We start from the raw sequence: 18,525 nt of genomic DNA on the forward strand, positions 1-18,525 counted from the left end.
CTCCTTGAGAAGCACTGCCCAGACAAGAAGGGCGCCCGTGGGCGCCCCTTCCAGCAGCTTGAGCTTAGCAGCCGCGCGACGTGCAATCATGACCGCAAGTCGCCATGGGCCAGCCGTCAATCAGTGGTGATGGCCACCCTCGCCATGGATATGGCCGTGAGCCAGTTCTTCCGGCTGGGCCTCGCGTACATCGACTACCTTGACCTTGAAGTTCAGGCGCTGGCCAGCCAGAGGATGGTTGCCGTCGACGATCACGTCGTCGCCATCGATGTCGCGGATGGTGACGATCTGCATGCTGCCGTCAGGGCCGGAGGCGTGGAACTGCATGCCGACCGCCAGTTCATCGACGCCTTCGAACATGCTGCGATTGAGCGTGGCAACCAGCTCGGCGCTGTACTCGCCATAGGCGTCGACCGGCTCGATGGATACGTCCAGCTCGTCACCGGCCTGCTTGCCTTCGAGCGCCTTCTCCAGGCCGACGATGATATTGCCCGCGCCATGCAGGTAGGCCAGGGGCGCGCCGCCAGCCGAGCTGTCGATCACCTCACCGGCATCGTTGGTCAGGGTATATTCGATGGACACAGCCTTGTTGGCGGCGATCTGCATGGGGAAGAACCTTTTGCACAAGTTTGAAGAGCCCGTGAGTTTACCTGCCACGTTCGGCGAATGCGACCAAAAGCCGGACAGACGGGTCGTGGTGACGGGATTCCGCCAGGATGAGGACGGTTTCTGGATAGCCGAGCTGTCCTGCGGCCATACCCAGCACCTCAGGCACCAGCCGCCCTGGCAGAATCGCGCCTGGGTCCTCGATCCAGCACAACGCCAGGCACGGATCGGAACGCCGTTCGAATGCGGCTGGTGCGCCACGGGCAGCGATTGAACGCGCCTCATTCGAGCGTACTCGCAAGGCGTGACCGGCCGGTCACTCGCCGCACTTGAAGTTCATCGAACAGACGTTACCCTTGTCGTCCAGATCGACCTGCCCCAAGGGAGTTGCAGCAGGTAGCCGAATTGCCTGTCGAAGGAACCTCGAGCCCCATGTTGCATACCCTGCCCGCCGTCCTGCGCGGGACCTTCGCCAGCCTCGTGCTGGCCGCCAATACCCTGTTCTGGTGCGTACCGCTATTCAGCGTGACGTTGCTGAAGATCTGCCTGCGCTTCGCCGCCGCGCAGCGCCTGTGCGACGGCATGATGAGCGTCGTCCACGAAGGCTGGATAAGCGTCAACAAAGGCTGGATGCGCCTGGTCGGCCGTACCCGCTGGCATGTCGAAGGGCTGGAAGGACTCGACTACGAACATAGCTATCTGGTCACCAGCAATCACCAGAGCTGGGTCGACATCCTGGTACTGCAATACGTGCTCAACCGGCGCATACGCCCGCTGAAGTTCTTCCTCAAACAGGAGCTGATCTGGGTGCCGGTCATCGGCCTGTGCTGGTGGGCGCTGGGTTTCCCGTTCATGAAACGCTATACCAAGGCCTATCTGGACAAGCACCCGGAAAAGCGCGGCAAGGACCTGGCCACCACGCGCAAGACCTGCGCACGCTTTCGCGGCAAGCCCGTGGGCATCTTCAACTTCCTCGAAGGCACCCGCTTCACGCCACAGAAACATGCCGAGCAGCAGTCGCCGTTCAAGCACCTGCTCAAGCCCAAGGCCGGTGGCATCGCCTTCGTCCTCGATGCCATGGGCGAGCAACTGGAAGCCATCATCGACGCGACCATCCATTATCCCGACGGCAGTCCAGGATTCTGGGATGTATTGAGCGGCAAGATCCACGACGTGGTGGTGCGTTTCGAAACCCTGGCGATCCCCCAGGCCTTCATCGGCAAGAGCTACGACCTGGACTCGGCCTACCGCCTGGCGTTCCAGCAATGGGTCAACGCCCTCTGGCAGGCCAAGGACGCCGAATTGAGCGAGTTGCAACGCAGTTACCCGAGGCGAGGCTGAACAGCAGAGCGGCGTCAGCTTTTTCCATCCAGCTTTGTCCAGTCGACCGCAACCGGAAAGGCACCGGCCTGCTCGGCGGACAGCCCTGGCGAGACCAGAAAGCCCTGCATGGACATGCACTTGTGCTCGACCAGCCAGTCGCGCTGAGCGGTGGTCTCGACCCCTTCGGCGATCACTTCCAGACCGAGGTTATGCGCCAGGTCGATGATGGTACTGACGATGGCGGCATCCTTCGGCGAGTCCAGCATGTTGGCGATGAACAGCCTGTCGATCTTCAGGGTGTCCAGCTCGAAGTGACGCAGGTAGGCCAGCGACGAATACCCGGTGCCGAAATCGTCGATGGCGATACGAACGCCTAGCTGACGAAGCTGGTGAAGCTGTTCGCGGGTCATCTCCAGATCCTGCATCAGCGCACTCTCGGTCACCTCCACCTCCAGCTGCGACGGCTTGACCCCATGCGTCTCGAGCGCTTCGCGTAACTCCTGGACCAGTTGCGGCATGCTGAACTGCACCGGGCTGACGTTGAGGCTGAGCACCAGGTCCTCGCCGAACAACTCGCGCCAGTCGCGACACTGGCGAATGCCATGACTGAATATCCAGGAGCCTACATGGTTGATCAGCCGGGTTTCCTCCAGCAACGGAATGAACACACCGGGCGACACCGTTCCGGCGACCGGATGCTGCCAGCGCAACAAGGCCTCGAAACCACGCAGGCGGCCACTGACCAGGTCGATCTGAGGCTGATAGACCAGCATGAAATCGTCGTTCTCGATGGCCGTTCGCAGGCTCTCCTCAAGCATCAGCCGCGAACGGGCCCGGCCGTTCATTTCCGGCGAGAAGAAGCGGTACTGCTGCCTGCCGGCGCGCTTGGCCTCGTACATCGCCATATCCGCGGCACGCAGCAGGCCTTCGACGGTCTTGCCGCACTCGGGAAAACAGGCGATGCCGATACTGGCCCCCACGGTGAACTCGACGCCCTCGACCTTGTGCCGCATGGACACCAGTTCGATGAGTTTCTCCGCTACCCGTGCCGCATCCTCGGGATGTTCCAGAGAATCCAGCAACGCGGTGAATTCGTCGCCCCCCATACGGGCAAGGACGTCATAGGGTCGCAGACAGGTTTTCAACTGCTCGGCGACCGTGCGCAGCACCTGGTCACCCACGTCGTGGCCGAGGGAATCGTTGATCCGCTTGAAGCCATCGAGATCGAGGTACAGCACGGCCAGGCGCTTGCCGCTGCGCTCGATGCGCGACAGCGCCGAGTCCAGCGCCTGGTGGAACCCGCGTCGGTTGTAGAGCCCGGTCAGGGCATCGGTGATCGCCTGGGACTCCAGTTGCGCATGCAGGTTGCGCACGACCGACATGTCCAGGGCGATCAGGACCATGGAGTCGCGATACTGCGGCAACGACGCGCATGACAGTGTCACGGGCAGGCATTCGCCCCCCAGGGTATTGAGCACCGCATCGTGCTGGCGATAGCTCTGCTCGGCGCGCCAGTGGCGATAGAACTCCGAGTCTTGCCAGGTCGCCGCATCGGCGTTCTGCAGGTAGGTCAGCAGGTGGGTGCCCTGCAGATCCTGCACCTCGGCCTGGAGCATCCGCGCCATGGCCGGGTTGGCAAAATCGATGATGCCACTCTGGTCGACCACCAGGATGCCTTCGGAAGCGTTCTCCAACACCGAGGCGGTAAACGCGCGGGCGCTGTTGAGCTGCTCGTTGAGAATCTGCAATTCATGGCGGTGGCGCTCATGTTCGAGCAGCGTGTAAATCTTGTGCTTGAGCACCTTCGGATCGAAGGGTTTGAGGATGAAATCCACGGCACCGACGGCGTAGCCGTGCAGCACGGAGTCCTCGGTTTGCGAGATTGCCGACAGAAAGATGATCGGCGTATGCCGGGTCGTGGGATTGCCGCGCATCAGGCGAGCCACCTCGAAGCCGTTCATCTTCGGCATCTGCACGTCAAGCAGCACCAGACCGACGTCTTCGCTCACCATGCACTCCAGCGCTTCCTCGCCGGAACTGACGGTGCGCACGTCCCATTCTCCGGTATCGAGCAACGCCTCCATCGCCACAAGGTTTTCTTCGCGGTCGTCCACCACCAGCAATACCTGATGACTCTCGGGTGTCTCGAATTGAGCCAGCACTGCGGTCCCCTCCTCCGACTTGACGTTTTACCAACTCATAAGACATCCATTCCCGGCAGGCCCCCATCGGCAGCACTGAACACCTGCCGCGACCTGAACCAGGTGCCAACCGCCCTCACCGTCGACGCTGCCAGAGCGTAGCCAGAACGTGATGACATACCGGCCGAACACACGAATTCGTCGTGGATGAACAGTGGGGCCTTGCCCCTGTCACGGGTTGATCGCTCAGTCCGCAGTGGTCCCTGAAGAACACCGCGCGGCCAGACAACAAATCTGTTACCGATGGCACGAGAATGACCATCGCAAAACCGCCCGACAGGCAGTGAAAAGGCAATATCGTCCATGCACTCTGCGGTTTTCATGCCGGTCACGGGAACCGTCCACAGGAGTCTAGTCAGCTTTCGGAAACACCGCACTTGCACGACAAGCGGTGAAAAAGAAGCCCCGAGCGGTGCGGGGCTTCAAGGCTTCAGGGCTTCAGGGCTTCAGTACTGCTGGGTCGGCTGTTGTACCTGGGGTAGCGGTTTGAGGTTGATCTCGACCCGCCGGTTCTGCGAGCGTCCTGCCTGATCGGCGTTGCTGGCGATAGGCCGATCCGGACCGAGCCCCGCGGTGGAAACACGGGAGCCATCGATACCCTGGGCGAGAAGGTAGTTGGCCACACTCTGCGCACGACGCTGCGACAGGTCCATGTTGTGCGCACGGCTACCGGTGCTGTCGGTATGGCCGAGGATTTCGATGCTGTTCTGGTTGAACTGCTTGAATGAATTCGCCAGGTTGTTCAGCGGCGTGTAGAAGTTGCTGGCGATGTCCGACGAATCGGTGGCGAAGGTAATGTTGCCGGGCATGATCAGTTGGATGTTGTCCCCCTGCCGTTCGACCTGCACACCGGTGCCTTCCATGCTGCGCCGCAGTTCGGCCTCCTGGCGGTCGACGTAATAGCCATAGCCGGCGCTGGCGGCACCGACTACCGCAGCGCCGATCAGGGCGCCCTTGCCACGGTTGTTATGGTCGATGGCGGCACCGGCAGCCGCACCGGCCAAGGCCCCCAGGCCGCCGTATTTAGCCGTTTTGCTCATGCCCTGGCGCGGAGCCTGCTCCTGCCCCTGGTTGTCGTATGGGTTCGGCGACGCACAGCCTGTCACCAGCGCAATGACTGCAGCCGCGAGGATCAGACGTGATTGACTCATGAAAGGACTCCCGGAAAACGTGAAGCCAGCCTGCTTGGCTGGCCTGGGGTCTGTCGACGTTTCGTCATGGCCGCGACGAGGCGTCAACAGGCCCTGGTTTAGAGCGGATGCGACGACGAAGATTCCGTCACGCCCGAACGAACGGATTCTCGCGCATCTCGTCCCCCAGGCGGCATTGCATCTCCAGGTTGTCCCAGAGGAATTGGTCCTGCCGATGCACATGCAGCGTGGCCCCGGTCAGTTCCTTGAGCCGGCCGGAAGCCAGGAAATGATCCAGGTGCGCGTGGGTATGAATGATGCTGACCAGGATCAGCCCATGGGCCTGCAGGCGGGCAACGATCATCTCCGGCTCGCCACCGGGATCGACGACGATGGCTTTCTTGCTAAGAGAGCTGCCGATCACAATCCACATATGACTGTAGTGGTCTACTGTACAATTACACCTGAAGACGAGGGATATCGGTCCCTTCGCTTACCATCCCTACGGCTATAATAGGGACCGCATGCCCTTGTCGATATTGATTAATGATTTGCTGGGCATAGTCGTTCGTAGTAGTTACAGTAACTTTCAGCATGACCGCCGTTGTGCAGACAGTACGCAGGAGCACCTGCCGATGTCGATCCAGAACTGCACCACAGGCAGATCATCCACCAGCTGCGGCTGGGCAATTCTCTGGGTGCTGCCCCCCATGCGCCTGAGCAAGCATTCATTGCCGGACGCACTGAGCGCGATAAGGCGCCTCCCCAGCGTGTGTACCACACTAATGACGTTACGCATGAGCCACGTAGTGTCATGCCAGCCCTGGGCCGACTTCATGCGATAGTCCAACGAGCGGCGGCTTGAAAAGCGCGATAGCTCCCAGACCTGCTTGGAAGATGGCAGTGGCGTGGCCCCCATCAACTGCGGGAACACTTCGCCCAGCAAGAACGGGCGGTCAGTTGGAATCAGCCGCGCGCATCCTACAATTTCCCTACTGGCATCCCTTGTAAGCACGTAGACAGTGTCTGGCTGATCGAACTGGTCCAGCTCCTCTCCTTTGGCACAGGGCAAGGCCCACCCCATCTGCTCGACGAACACCTCATAACGGTATCGTGTCAGAGCCAAAAACACTGCGGGGCACATCTGCACACGGTTACCCACGATCACTTCGAGCAAGGCTGGTCTCCAGCACGGATGCTCCGCCCATGAAACGCGTGATGGCCTCTACCACCTCGCTGCCGCGTTCCAGATAAGGTACATGGCCTGTACCCTCAATAACCTGGCTGCTGGCATTGGGTAATACACGTAACAGAAGCGCCAGCACAGCGATGGAAAACACCTGGTCGTCACTGCCCCAGATCACCAGTGTCTTGCATACGATGCTCGGTAACTGTCTGACCAGCACATCCAGCCCTTCGTGCCGTGTATCGGCTACAACTTTCTGGAGGGTTGCGTAGCGGTCACGGCCGCTGGCGGCCAGAGCCCTAGCAAGCCGGCCAGTGACCTGGGGAGGCCGTACGAACAACAAGCGCCAGAAGCACTGCATCTCTTCGACCGAACGGTAGCCAAAGCTACCGTCCTGACCGTCCCGCAGGCTGGCCTGGAACACCGGGCCCAACACTGCTTCGCCCAGCCCGGCCGGCGCCAGGAGTACCAGACGCTCGACCCGCTCCGGTTTCCTGGCGGCATAAAGCGCTGCCACGCAACCGCCCAACGAACTGCCAATCAACACAATCGGGCGTGCAGAGAGCTGATCAAGCAAGGTTTCAATCTCAGCCAGCATTGCCTGCGGACCAAGGCTCTGACGGGCCAGGCAAGTGGACTCGCCATGTCCTGGCAAATCGATGAATAGGCAACGGTGCTTGCGGGCAAGCTGATACACCTCTAGGCCCCATTGATCCTTGCTGGACCCAAGGCCATGCAGCCACACCAGGCTCGGGCTTTCCTGGCAAGCACTTTCCAGGTAGGCCAGGTGGCCGTGGCGCTTTGGTTTCAGCGCAAAGCGCCAGCGATTGAGGTTGCGCAGGGCGGTCAGCAACAAGCGATCAACGACGTTCATCGACCGCCTCCCGCTCCATGCTGCTTGTGGCCGCCAGGAGGTTGCGCGTTGGCAGACGCAACTGGCAGAGCGCAACCCCCAGCAGAGTTAGCACGGCCCCAAGTAACAGACGTGTGTCCAGTCCCTCGGCAAGCAGCGCCTGGCTAACGGCGATGGCAAAGACCGGTACCAGCAGTAGGTACGGGGTTAGCTGTTGCATGCTATTGCGTCCCAGCAGCCAGAACCACAGGCCAAACCCCAGCAAGCCACCACTGAGCGCTGTGTAGACCATGGCCAACCAAGCCTGAGTGCTGGCATTGGTCACCATGGACCACTGCCACCTTTCCTGGACCAGTGACCAAACCAGCAACTGCGGCGCCGCGACGACCGCAGTCCAGGCGCTGAGCGCCAACGGGTCCAATGGTCCCATACTCTTGGTCAATACCGACCCGGTGGCAAAAGCCAATGCTGCCAACGCCACTAGCAACATGCCGGTCAGCGTGGCCGTGGCGGCATCATTAGCGAGCAGCACCAGTACCCCGCAGAATGCCAAGGCAATACCGGCAACCACTTTTATCTTGAGGGCCTCGCCGAGCAGGAGACAGGCCAGAATCAAGGTGAATGGCGTGGCCAGTTGATAGATGATCGCTGAAGTCGATGCATCGACACGGGCGATGCCGCAGTAAAGCAGACCAAAATGCAATGTGCCCGTCACTGTGGCGATCACTGTCATCGGCACCATTTGCGTTCGCTTGCAACGTCGCAGAAACGGAACAAGAAACAGGGCCATGATGGCGTAACGCATGGCGACCATGAGGATCGGTGGCAACTCGGCACCGCCGATTTTGACCGCGGTGACTTGCGCGCCCCAGAGGAAGGCGACCAGCAAGGCAAGCATGGAGTCTTTCAATGACATGGCGATTATCCCTTCGAGAATTGTATCGGCCGTACAACGCCTGGTACCCTGTCCTGCGGGTGCCAGGAAGCGTTGAGCCTGCGATGGTGTTCAACAAGCCGGTCAAGGGTTTCGCAAAGCGCCTTTTCGGCTTCCGGGTCATGTGCAAGCTGGGTCTGGAAACAAGGTGGAAACCCCGAGCCAACCAAGATCATTTTGTTCAGCAATACGTTGAGCACGACCTGTGAAAACACTGCCGTATGACCATAGCGACGTCCGACCACAGCAATGGCAGCAAGCTTGTCACGCAATGGGCGTTGACGAGGGCGCATGAAGCCATATCCCACTCGCTCGAGAAACGCCTGGAAGCGGCTATTGAGGCCATAGGCATGCATGACCGGCACGTAGAGCAATGCATCCGCCCGGTCCAGCCGCGCCACCAGTTGCTGGACATCATCGGGTACGGCGCAATCCTCGATGGAACAAGCGTTATCGGCATCGCAGTAATCGATGCGGTAATCCTTGAGCCAGATTTCTTCGACCTCGACCTCCTCGCCCAAATGGCGGCGCACTAGCGCCACCACCCGCGCACTGACACCACAAGGCCGGCTTGACCCGACTATGATGGCCAGTTTCATCACTCAGCAAGCCTCCCTCATGCTGTCCTCGCTCGCCAGATAGGCGCGCAGCGCCTCTTCTAGCAACTGCCCGGTCAACCACAAGGTGACACGAGCGACCTCTTTGATCTGGCGACGGTCTCCCTCGGTCTTCACTGCACGCTCCATGGCCAGGCGAACTTCTTCGGAATGCTTCTCGTCGATGGTCGAATGCGCGACGAAGAAGGTCATTTGTTCGTCCTTGAGGTTCAAGTCATTGCGGAAGCGGTCGAGCACCGGCTGGATATGTTCATAGACATCCTCCGCCCAGTAGCTGTAGCCCAACCGGGCAATCGGCCCCTTGCGGATCGCCACGTCATTGAGAAAAGCGATCAGTGCCTGGGTGGGGGCCAACGGCGCTGGCATTTGCTGTGGCAACAGGCCGATAGCCTCAAGATCACGCAGCACCATGCGTTCGTGGCCCAACTCTTCCAGCGCGTGCTTGTAGACGAAACGGAGCAAGGTCGTGTGCTCCGGGTCGGCGCTGAACGCACAGGCAGCCTGGTTTACCGAGTTGTAGCGGGTGTAGTGGTACACCTGCAGCATCACCTGCTGGTAAAGCGCTGGCGGCGTGGCATTGGCCAAGCTGAACTTCCAGTATTCACCTTGCTTGATCTGGGCCCAGCCCGCTTCGACGATGGCGTCGAGTTCCTTGAAGAATGCTTGCATTTCAATTGCCTCCTTTGACGGTGTGGTAAACATGTTCGAGTTCTAGATAAACAAGGCTGTAGCGGCGCTCGGCCTGCTCGGTCGCCCAGGTGACGTCATCTGCAAGCACTCGCCCGCCGAGCCCGACGTAGAGCGCAGCCAGCGGCCCACGGCAGAGCGCCGAGATGAATCGCAGATGGGTGTTGGCCTTCAGCCAGATCGCCGCGTGCAATAGAAACATCCGCAGATGGCGACCGCCGCGGTAGCGCTCGTCCAGCACCAGTCGATTGGCGTCGAAGGTGTCGGTAGGCATCGGAAAATGCGCATGCACATCAACCGCCCGCTCGGCAAAACTCAGGCCGTGACCCAACGGGGTAACGCGCAGCGTGCCGACCACATGACCGTCATCCAGGTACACCAGGTGGTAGGACATCGCATCGCGTAACGCTTCGCGGCGCTCGTAATCGTCTTCTTGCGCAGGGTTTTCCCCCAGATAGAGCACGCGAAGATGCCTGACGGCTTCGAACAGCTCGCTGGCGGAGTCGATCACACGTACGGACAGGCCCATGGCTGCACTCACTGCCCTTTGCGCTGATCAACGATCCGGGCTTCTTTCCAGCTGAACCAACTGCCCAGGTTCACGTGCTCAGCCAGGTCATCGACGACCATGACCGTGGCATCAACCCCCAGGCGCTCGCGCAGTCGCTCTTTGATAAGCAGCACCAGACGCCCACGGTCGCCCTCGAAAAAGCGCGACATTTCAAGCTTGGCGATGACTGTATCGCGATCATTCGCACGGCTGAGGACGATCTGGTAGCCCAGGCACTGCTCGACCCCTTCGAGCAATGCCTGCTCGATCTGCGCCGCGGAAAACGCACGATCATTCAGTTGCACTGCATCCTTGACACGCCCGACCACCTTGATGACGTGGCGCATAGCCTGCGGGTAGCCTGGACGTGCCTGAATCGATACGAGGTCGCCGGTGCGGTAGCGAATGAGCGGTTTGCTGCCCGGTATCAACATGGTCACACACAGTTCACCTTCACCGGTTGCCCCCAGGCTTTGGCCAGTGACAGGATCCAGCACCTCGATGAGGTAGTTCAGACGATGCGGCACCAGTTGGTCGTTGGCGTTGCAAGCCGCGATGATCATCGCTTCCTGCGAGCCGTACAGGCTGTTGTAGGCTTCCGCCCCCCACAGACTGAAAAGGTTGTTCTTCAGCGCCGGCGTGCACAGTTCGCCACTCATCATGAAGGCACGCAGGCTGAAGTCTTCACGCGGGTTGAACCCCTGCCGCTCGGCTTCCTTGGCCATGGCCAGCAACAGGCCAGGCGCCGAAGCCAGCACACCGATGCGCAGATCCTTCAGCAACTGCAATGCCTTGGGCCAGCCGATGACCGGCGAATGCGGCCAGAGCTTGGCGTTACACAAGTCGAGTTGGGTGCAGACATCACCCAAGGTGTCGCCAAAGGAGTGGACTTCGGTCGGCCCCATGATGCCAACCACGGTCTTCTCAGCGGGGAAGTGCTTTTCCACCACTGCCTGGTAGGCCATGGCCAACTGGCGGTTGCTGGCATGGCTTTCTTTCCGATCCCGCGGGCACGGTGTTGCCGGGCCGGTGGTACCGGTGGTCTCGTAGTAGAAAATCGCATCTTCAAGTGGGCCTGAGAGGATATCGAAGCCCGCTTCGCGCAAATCATCCTTGGTAGTGAATGGCAAGGCGGTCAACCCTTCCAGGGTCAGGTTGCAGGCATCGACCTGGGCTAGGTGCCGAGCGTAAAAAGACGAATTACACTTGACGTGCTCGACCACTTCACGCAGTTGCTGTTGGTACCATTCGGCCAAAGCGGCGTCGGTCAGAGTATCCGTCCAGTAGCCGTGGTGGATCGGGTCGTATCGTTTCTTGAATGTGTCCAGTTGTTCTTGCATCTCAGGTGCTCCGGTCGAGGGGGACTGCAACTCAGCGACCGATACGTTAGTGGCTGCATTTGCAGTTACCCAGCTGCGGTATTGTGCAGTTGCGCGCGAGCCTTAACCTTGCTACGGCACGGTGCCATGCCTAATCGCGCTTATTCATTGCGCCAACTATTAATTCTCGGTAATTTTTCGCACCAGCGACTATCAATGGCACACCGGTTGACACTTTCCGAACACGCTGGTAGTTTCAATGAACTTTGGTCTTCCACCGTAGTGCTTAGCCAAGACTGGGATGTCAAAACATGTACTATCACCTTTCTGCTATCCGCTCCTCGCACAGCTACCCTATTAGCTGCTCTCGCGCTGTTCTAGCCATCTTCAAAAGCAATACCTGGCGTCGCTAATACAGCGAAGACCAGTGCTAGCTGTCTGACAGCCGCCTCCTGATCTTTCTCTTCCGAACCCGGGCAACCACCCTCAAGCCCTGCCGGCTATTCGTCCGCACGCCTGTTTCGGCTGCGCGGCGCGTGGCAGCGACGGCGGCCGCTCGGTATTAAGAATATAACTTTCAAACCTATATAAAGTGCCCCGGCACTTTATATCTCCTGGTGTTTTCCATTGAAAACGCCTAAACCGCTGCACCCTGAAAAATGGTATTTACCGTGAACGTTAATAAACTCCGCGTGGATATTCTTCGCCATGAAGAACGTCGCTCTACCGATGCACTTAGCATCTATGCGCATGCACTTGCAAAACTCGGTCGTGAATCTGTGTTCATTCTCGAGTCCCTCTCCGGCCCCAGCCGTGACCGACGCGCCACCATCATTGGCCTAGAGCCGATATTTGAAGTCTGTATCGATGAACGGCACGCACGCCTTCGCGGTCAGCCTGAACTCTGCGAACACCTGTACGGCTGCCTACGCCGGCACGGCATGAATATCGGCCCTGACTTACAGATCGAATTGCAGGACCACGAAGCCGCCTGGGATTTGCTGCGCCACATCCAGAGCCTATTTCAACCTTGCCCGAACGCGCCTCACAGCCTCTCCTACTTCGGCTACTTCTCGTACGACAGCGTACGGTTGATCGAACTCCTGCCAGATCTGGCCGAACAGACCCATGACTATCCGCTAATCGCCTTGTCGGTTTACCAGACACTGGTCTACTTCCATAGCAATGGCATGGTCGAAACCCTGATCAATAACCACCCCCTGTGGCATGCACGCAGACTGGAGGATTATTCGTTCCTGCAAGCCCCTGCACCTGTCAGTTCAGAGGAACAGCCCCTTTACCCAAAGGTGTTCGAGGAAACCCGCACGGTCACTCCCGAACAGTTCAGCCAGCGGGTTGAGGTGGCCATGGAACACATACGTGTCGGGGACGTGTACCAGATCCAGCTGGGTCACGAGATCCGCATTCGTTCACAGGTCACTCCGTTCGATGTCTACAAGAGTCTACGCATGCGCAATCCATCGCCCTACATGTACCTGGCGCATGTCGGCGGGATCGACCTGATCGGCGCCAGCCCCGAGCTGTTCGTCAGGATCAAGGACGATCTGATCGAAATGCGCCCCATCGCCGGGACGGTGGGCAAGAAACCAGGGGTCGAACCGACCGAACTGGTCCTGGAGCTCACGCGCTCGGAAAAGGAACGTGCAGAACACCTGATGCTCATCGACTTGTGCCGCAACGACATTGGCCGGGTATGCCAGGCAGGTTCGCTGGAAGTCGATGAATTCATGCTGGTGGAAGAATATTCGCACCTGTACCACATGGTTTCGAATGTTCGCGGACTGCTGCGCCCTGGCCTGGATGCTTACGATGTGATCAAGGCATCATTCCCGGCAGGGACCATGTCTGGCGCTCCCAAGGTCCGGGCGATGGAGTTGATCGAAGCCATGGAAAGCAACCGCAGGGGTATCTATGCAGGCGCGCTTGGCTTGATCGGCTTCGATGGCAGCGTAAACACAGCACTGTGCATTCGCTCAACCGTGCATGACCAAGGTACCTACCACCTGCGTGCATCCGCAGGTGTGGTAGCCGACTCGACGCCCGAAATGGAGTGGAAGGAAACACTTTATAAGATGGGCTCTGTTTATCGCGCAGTGACCGGCGAGGAGATTGCACTGTGAAAGTATTTTTGATCGATGCCTACGACAGCTTTGTCTTCATCATCAGCCAGTACCTTGAACAGCTTGGCCTGGAAACCCGAGTCGAGCGCCATGACCAGCCCGACCTCATCCAACGGATCGAGGCTTTCGCGCCAGACTTCTGCGTACTGGGCCCTGGCCCTGGGCACCCGGCGGATGCCGGCTACATCGAACTCATTCGGCATTTTCAGGGTCGCCTGCCGCTACTCGGTGTCTGCCTCGGCCATCAAGCCCTGGGGCTGGCGTTCGGCGCCCAGGTCTGCCGCGCTGCGCACGTAATGCACGGCAAGGTGAGTGAGATAGAAAACGATGGCAAAGGGGTCTACTCCCATACCAATGGTCGCTCGATTAAGGCAACACGCTATCACTCACTGATGATCGCAGACCAAGGCATGCCCGAGTGCCTGGAAGTGACTTCAAGGTCCACCGACGATGGCTACATCATGGGCATCCGTCATCGCACGCAGCCAATGGAAGGCGTTCAGTATCACCCGGAGAGCATCCTCACGGAAAACGGCCTAGACGTGTTTCGCAGCTTCATCAGGCAGTACCTGAGCTGACCGTCCAAACGGGATAGGGAAGAGTCCTAGTGCCTTTGGCCTGGAGGACAAGGCTTTAGCCACGCCCAGCAAGACGCGACTTGCTCCATGGTTTGTGCAGAGGCCGATACCGGCCTACCAAACCATGGAGTTTCCCACAGGTGCAGGGCACGCCCCGGGGTTGGCGATGTCCATGTGGGAGCCGGACCAATGCGGTATCAACGTGAGCGAAATGTTTATGGATAAACACAACGTATCGGTTTCTGCCTGCAGGCAGGCCGAGATTTCTGCATCATTAATTACCCTAACCACCTTCATGAGCCTTGCCAAGGATACCAACCGCTGTGACTGGGAGCGCTTGCTGAAAAAGATACTGCGCAAACTGGGGTTCGCCAGCTACCTGATCAGTCTAGGTCCTGCTCGCCCGCTGGACACAAACCCCTTGAATGGCGTCATCACCACCTTTCCCAGACAATGGCTGGAACAGTACTGCAGTGATGGGCTCATCGAGATCGACCCTATCCTCAAGCATTGCCGCCGGGAACTGGTACCGATTTTTTGGGCAGCCGAACATCGTCGGGCACGCGGTCGCTCGCGGCACTTCTGGGAACAGCGTGAGCAATTCGGGCTTCGCAGCGGCATGAGCATACCGCTGCGCTACGAACTGTTCAGAGGCACCTTGAGCGTGGCATTCGACGACAGCCAGGCCGCGAAACAACCAGACTTCTCCAACCCGGCAGTTAGCCAGTTGTTCATGCTCGTACCTTACCTGCTGGCCGGCATGCGCCACCAACTGCATGCCGGTACTCCGGTACGCCAGGACCTGACGCCCAAGGAAATGGAATGCCTGTACTGGGCCAGCGCCGGCAAGACCAGTTGGGAAATCAGCCACATCCTTACCTGCTCCGAGCGAACCATCGACTTTCATTTGCTCAATGCCCGACACAAACTCGGCTCGGTCAGCCGGCAACAGGCGGTCGGTACAGCCGCCGCCTCCGGGTTGATTGCAGCGGTGGACGGCCAGGCCGGTTACAACCGCCAGAAATAATAGCCCCGTGCCTCGTATTCGTTGCGGTCCAACACCGACTTGACATCGACCACGCAAGCACCGGGTAACAGCTTTTCATGCATCGCGGCCATGGTTTTACTGCGATAAGCCTGATGAAGCACCGCGACGATCATTGCATCGGCAGCAGGCAATCGCTCCCAGGCAGTCAGGTCGAGCCCGTAATGTCTGGCAACCGTCGCCGGATCGGCCAATGGGTCGTGAACATGCACCTTGACACCATAGACGCAAAGCTCGACAACGATGTCATTGACCTTGGAGTTGCGTACATCGGCGCAGTTTTCCTTGAAGGTAAAGCCCAGCATGTTCACCGTTGCGCCCTTAACGACACGGTTGGAGGCAATCATCTGTTTGATGGTTTTTCCGACGATCCATTTTCCCATGCCATGATTGATGCGCCGCCCGGCCAGAATAACCTGTGGGTGATAGCCATGTGACTCGGCCTTGTACGTCAGATAATAGGGGTCTACGCCAATACAGTGCCCCCCACCAGGCGCGGTTTGAAATCCAGGGAGTTCCACTTGGTGTTGGCAGCCTCGAGCACTTGGCACGTGTCGATCTTGAGTTCGGAAAAAATTACCGATAGCTCGTTCATCAGCGCAATATTCAAGTCACGCTGGGTATTTTCGATCACCTTGGCTGCCTCGGCCACTTTGATTGAAGGAGCCCGATGCACGCCGGGGCAAATGATCAGCTCATACAAATCAGCCAAGGTGGCAAGGCTTTGCGGAGTGTCTGCCGAGACCACCTTGACTACCTCGCAGAGGGTGTGCGTACGGTCACCGGGGGTGATCCGCTCAGGCGAGTAGCCGACGTTGAAATCTTCTTTCCAGCGCAGGCCGGCCCCTGTTTTCAATACCCGGATGCAGCGTTCTTCGGTCGCACCGGGATAGACCGTGGACTCGAAGATTATCAAGGTGCCACGCTTCATATGCGTTGCCACCGTCTCGCTGGCTTTCAACAACGGCGACAGGTCGGGCTGATTGGCCGCGTCGACCGGTGTCGGAACCGCAACAACGATAATGTCAGCTTCTCTCAGCGCCGCAGCGTCATCGGTGTAGACAAGGTGAGTAGCCTGTTGCATCTGCTGGGCAGTCAGCTCCCCGACGGGGTCGATCGCATCCCGGTACTGCTCGATGCTGCGTCGGCAGATATCGAACCCGATAGTGGGCAGGTGCCTGCCGAACTCTACTGCCAGTGGCAACCCGACGTAACCCAACCCCACAACCGCTACGGTACCCAAAGTCGTGTCCATCCTTAGGGTCTGTTGCCGTTTCGCCCTAACTCTTTGATCTATAAAAGCAAGCTCGTATCGTTGTAGTTTTTACACAACATCAATACGAGCTTGTAATACCCCGATTACTGCTCAGAGATGAACATTGGTCGAAGCTGCGGGAAGTTCTGCGCACAAGGCCCATCTACAACAAGCGTGATCTACGAATGACCGTGGAGGGCATGCTGTACCGCATGCGCACGGGATGCCCTTGGAGAGACCTGCCCAAGGCGTTCGGGAACTGGAATAAGGTCTATAAACGCTTCAATGCATGGTCTGCAGCCGGCAAATGGTTCAAGATCTTCAAAGTGCTGAACCGTCCCGGGTGAGTGTGTCCGAATTTTTGTGTAACCGGCTCATGAGCGACACTGTCGCTCCGAACTGGAGACACCATGACGCAATCGAAACACCCCATCCCGGAAGAACTGCTGGATCAGCTCCTGGCCAACTACCAGAAACCTGAAGATCTGATCGGTGCTGACGGCATCCTCAAGCAACTGACCAAGAAGCTGGTCGAGCGCGCACTGGATGCGGAGCTGACCCACCACCTGGGTCACGACAGGCATCAGCCAGTTAGCAACCCGGTTGGCAATACGCGCAACGGCTTCAGTAGCAAGAAGCTCAAGGGCGAGTTCGGGGAGCTGCCCATCGAGGTGCCGCGTGATCGGCATGGCACCTTCGATCCGCAGATCGTCGAGAAGCACCAGACCCGCTGGGGCAGGCTTCGACGACAAGCTCCTCTCGCTGTATGCCCGCGGCATGACGGTGCGCGAGATCCAGGCGCACTTGCAGGAGATGTACGGTGCCGAGGTGTCGCCCAACCTGATTTCCTCGGTGACCGATGCCGTAGCCGATGAAGTGAAGGCCTGGCAGTCCCGCCCGCTCGATACGGTCTACCCCATCGTCTACCTCGACTGCATTCACACAAGGTACGTGAAGGCGGTGTACCTGACGCTGGGCATCAACCTGGCCGGCGAGAAGGAAATTCTCAGCCTGTGGATCGCCCAGACCAAGGGCGCCAAGTTCTGGTTGCAGGTGGTGACCGAACTGCGTAATCGCGGCGTGCAAGATATCTTCGTCGCCTGCGTGGAGGCCTGAAGGGCTTCCCCGAGGCCATCGAGGCGGTGTTCCCACAGACCAGCGTGCAGTTGTGCATCGTGCACATGGTCAGGCATAGCCTGAACTACGTGTCGTGGAAGCGGCGGGCCGAGGTGGTAGCCGATCTGAAGCGGATTTACCAGTCCAGCACAGCCGACAAGGCCGAACTGCACCTCGGCGAATTCGATGCCAAGTGGGACGACTACCTGCCGATTGGTCAGTCCTGGCGACGTAACTAGGTACGGATCACGCCCTTCTTCGACTTCCCACCGGAGATCCGCAAGATCATCTACACCACCAACGCCATCGAGTCGGTGAACATGAGCCTGCGTAAGATCACCAAGAACCGGGGCTCATTCCCCCAGCGACGAGGCGCTGCTGAAACTCTTCTACCTGCAACATCAGCAAGAAATGGACGATGCCGATTCGCGACTGGAAGGCGGCGCTGACGCGCTTTACGATCAGCTACGAAGGATGGCTGCACTCCCTGTTACACAAAATTCTGCACACCCTCACCAGTGGATGAGCCACTACAATGATGAACGGACTCACCAAGGAAAAATGTGCTGTAGCCGTACGCTGGCCGAGACATTTGAGGACGGAAAGAAAGTCTGACAGGCCAAAATGATCAACTGAATTTGATCTGACAGTCACGGCCGCGAATCCGGTAACGGTCAGATCAAGTCTGAGCTTCTACACCTAAAAAAACCACCATGTAATGGACAAATGAGCATCCATTGTCCATATGGACAACTCGAAATTTCAGACATGCTACAAACTTAGGGAGGTCATAGATATTCACACCACTCTCACATGACGACTACATTCAGCGTGCAGTTGCACTGCAAGGGGCCGACGGGGAAGGTTTCGCGGATCAGGCTGGGTTGATCGGCTGCCATGGCGGCTCCTCAAGGTGACGGGAGCAAAATTCTGTCATCCGCGCCAGGCGCTGTCCAAGCGGCTCGTGCCGCTCCAGGCTCTTAC

Annotated in this window: 16 protein-coding genes and 5 pseudogenes; 7 read left to right on the forward strand and 14 right to left on the reverse strand. The window is 58.8% G+C overall.

All coding sequences use genetic code 11. From position 1 onward, the window contains the following. Positions 1-120: 120 nt before the first annotated feature. On the reverse strand, positions 121-606 hold the full coding sequence (locus tag ACSZPK_RS10850) for an FKBP-type peptidyl-prolyl cis-trans isomerase (RefSeq protein WP_437881457.1): 486 nt from the start codon (positions 604-606) through the stop codon (positions 121-123). Here ACSZPK_RS10850 and ACSZPK_RS10855 point away from each other — a divergent pair. After that, entirely contained in the window at positions 575-880 is a 306-nt protein-coding gene (locus tag ACSZPK_RS10855) for a DUF3565 domain-containing protein (RefSeq protein WP_437881458.1), read from the forward strand. The genes ACSZPK_RS10850 and ACSZPK_RS10855 overlap by 32 nt on opposite strands. 158 nt (positions 881-1,038) lie before the next feature. Then, positions 1,039-1,947, forward strand: coding sequence for an acyltransferase (locus ACSZPK_RS10860; RefSeq protein WP_437881459.1), 909 nt, complete (start codon positions 1,039-1,041; stop codon positions 1,945-1,947). 14 nt (positions 1,948-1,961) lie between these two features. Here the strand turns inward: ACSZPK_RS10860 and ACSZPK_RS10865 are convergent, their stop codons facing one another. The 10 genes and pseudogenes from ACSZPK_RS10865 to ACSZPK_RS10910 form a co-directional block, all read right to left on the reverse strand. Continuing rightward, the gene (locus tag ACSZPK_RS10865) at positions 1,962-4,091 is read right to left on the reverse strand and encodes a putative bifunctional diguanylate cyclase/phosphodiesterase (protein WP_437881460.1); all 2,130 of its coding nucleotides are present in this window, start codon (positions 4,089-4,091) and stop codon (positions 1,962-1,964) included. A gap of 485 nt (positions 4,092-4,576) precedes the next feature. Further along, positions 4,577-5,281, reverse strand: coding sequence for an OmpA family protein (locus ACSZPK_RS10870; RefSeq protein WP_437881461.1), 705 nt, complete (start codon positions 5,279-5,281; stop codon positions 4,577-4,579). Positions 5,282-5,447: 166 nt separating this feature from the next. Continuing rightward, positions 5,448-5,741, reverse strand: a pseudogene (locus ACSZPK_RS10875) (MBL fold metallo-hydrolase); the annotation flags it as partial. A 108-nt stretch (positions 5,742-5,849) separates the two neighbouring features. Further along, complete coding sequence (locus tag ACSZPK_RS10880) at positions 5,850-6,428, reverse strand: acyl-homoserine-lactone synthase (protein ID WP_437881578.1); 579 nt, start codon at positions 6,426-6,428, stop codon at positions 5,850-5,852. Beyond that, positions 6,415-7,299, reverse strand: a complete 885-nt coding sequence (locus ACSZPK_RS10885; protein ID WP_437881462.1) for an alpha/beta fold hydrolase — start codon at positions 7,297-7,299, stop codon at positions 6,415-6,417. Before ACSZPK_RS10885 ends, ACSZPK_RS10880 begins: the two co-directional genes overlap by 14 nt. A gap of 7 nt (positions 7,300-7,306) precedes the next feature. Continuing rightward, positions 7,307-8,215, reverse strand: coding sequence for a DMT family transporter (locus ACSZPK_RS10890; protein WP_437881463.1), 909 nt, complete (start codon positions 8,213-8,215; stop codon positions 7,307-7,309). 5 nt (positions 8,216-8,220) lie between these two features. Next, entirely contained in the window at positions 8,221-8,832 is a 612-nt protein-coding gene (locus ACSZPK_RS10895) for a flavodoxin family protein (protein ID WP_437881464.1), read from the reverse strand. Positions 8,833-8,835: 3 nt separating this feature from the next. Then, the gene (locus tag ACSZPK_RS10900) at positions 8,836-9,519 is read right to left on the reverse strand and encodes an iron-containing redox enzyme family protein (RefSeq protein WP_437881465.1); all 684 of its coding nucleotides are present in this window, start codon (positions 9,517-9,519) and stop codon (positions 8,836-8,838) included. A gap of 1 nt (position 9,520) precedes the next feature. Further along, positions 9,521-10,066, reverse strand: a complete 546-nt coding sequence (locus tag ACSZPK_RS10905; RefSeq protein WP_437881466.1) for an acetyltransferase — start codon at positions 10,064-10,066, stop codon at positions 9,521-9,523. Between the two features lie 8 nt (positions 10,067-10,074). Further along, positions 10,075-11,427, reverse strand: a complete 1,353-nt coding sequence (locus ACSZPK_RS10910; RefSeq protein WP_437881467.1) for a phenylacetate--CoA ligase family protein — start codon at positions 11,425-11,427, stop codon at positions 10,075-10,077. A gap of 650 nt (positions 11,428-12,077) precedes the next feature. Here ACSZPK_RS10910 and ACSZPK_RS10915 point away from each other — a divergent pair. The 3 genes from ACSZPK_RS10915 to ACSZPK_RS10925 all read left to right on the forward strand — a co-directional run bounded on the left by ACSZPK_RS10915 (position 12,078) and on the right by ACSZPK_RS10925 (position 15,152). Next, positions 12,078-13,547, forward strand: coding sequence for an anthranilate synthase component I family protein (locus tag ACSZPK_RS10915; RefSeq protein ID WP_437881468.1), 1,470 nt, complete (start codon positions 12,078-12,080; stop codon positions 13,545-13,547). Beyond that, a complete protein-coding gene (locus ACSZPK_RS10920) occupies positions 13,544-14,125 on the forward strand; it encodes an anthranilate synthase component II (protein ID WP_437881469.1) in 582 nt (193 codons plus the stop codon). The genes ACSZPK_RS10915 and ACSZPK_RS10920 overlap by 4 nt, the downstream gene beginning before the upstream one ends. 217 nt (positions 14,126-14,342) lie before the next feature. Further along, a complete protein-coding gene (locus tag ACSZPK_RS10925) occupies positions 14,343-15,152 on the forward strand; it encodes a helix-turn-helix transcriptional regulator (protein WP_437881579.1) in 810 nt (269 codons plus the stop codon). Here the strand turns inward: ACSZPK_RS10925 and ACSZPK_RS10930 are convergent. Beyond that, complete coding sequence (locus tag ACSZPK_RS10930) at positions 15,134-15,553, reverse strand: UDP binding domain-containing protein (protein ID WP_437881580.1); 420 nt, start codon at positions 15,551-15,553, stop codon at positions 15,134-15,136. The genes ACSZPK_RS10925 and ACSZPK_RS10930 overlap by 19 nt on opposite strands. Before the next feature lie 63 nt (positions 15,554-15,616). Beyond that, positions 15,617-16,425 (reverse strand): annotated as a pseudogene (locus ACSZPK_RS10935) (nucleotide sugar dehydrogenase); the annotation flags it as partial. A 95-nt stretch (positions 16,426-16,520) separates the two neighbouring features. Here ACSZPK_RS10935 and ACSZPK_RS10940 point away from each other — a divergent pair. Together ACSZPK_RS10940 and ACSZPK_RS10945 are read left to right on the forward strand one after the other, a co-directional pair. Next, positions 16,521-16,757 (forward strand): annotated as a pseudogene (locus tag ACSZPK_RS10940) (transposase); the annotation flags it as partial. Between the two features lie 78 nt (positions 16,758-16,835). Next, positions 16,836-18,067, forward strand: a pseudogene (locus ACSZPK_RS10945) (IS256 family transposase). A gap of 301 nt (positions 18,068-18,368) precedes the next feature. Here the strand turns inward: ACSZPK_RS10945 and ACSZPK_RS10950 are convergent. Then, positions 18,369-18,440, reverse strand: a pseudogene (locus ACSZPK_RS10950) (MBL fold metallo-hydrolase); the annotation flags it as partial. Positions 18,441-18,525 lie beyond the last annotated feature (85 nt).

Origin of the sequence: Pseudomonas sp. LRF_L74 (assembly GCF_965644255.1) — a bacterium.
In the GTDB taxonomy this organism is placed as follows: Bacteria; Pseudomonadota; Gammaproteobacteria; order Pseudomonadales; family Pseudomonadaceae; genus Aquipseudomonas.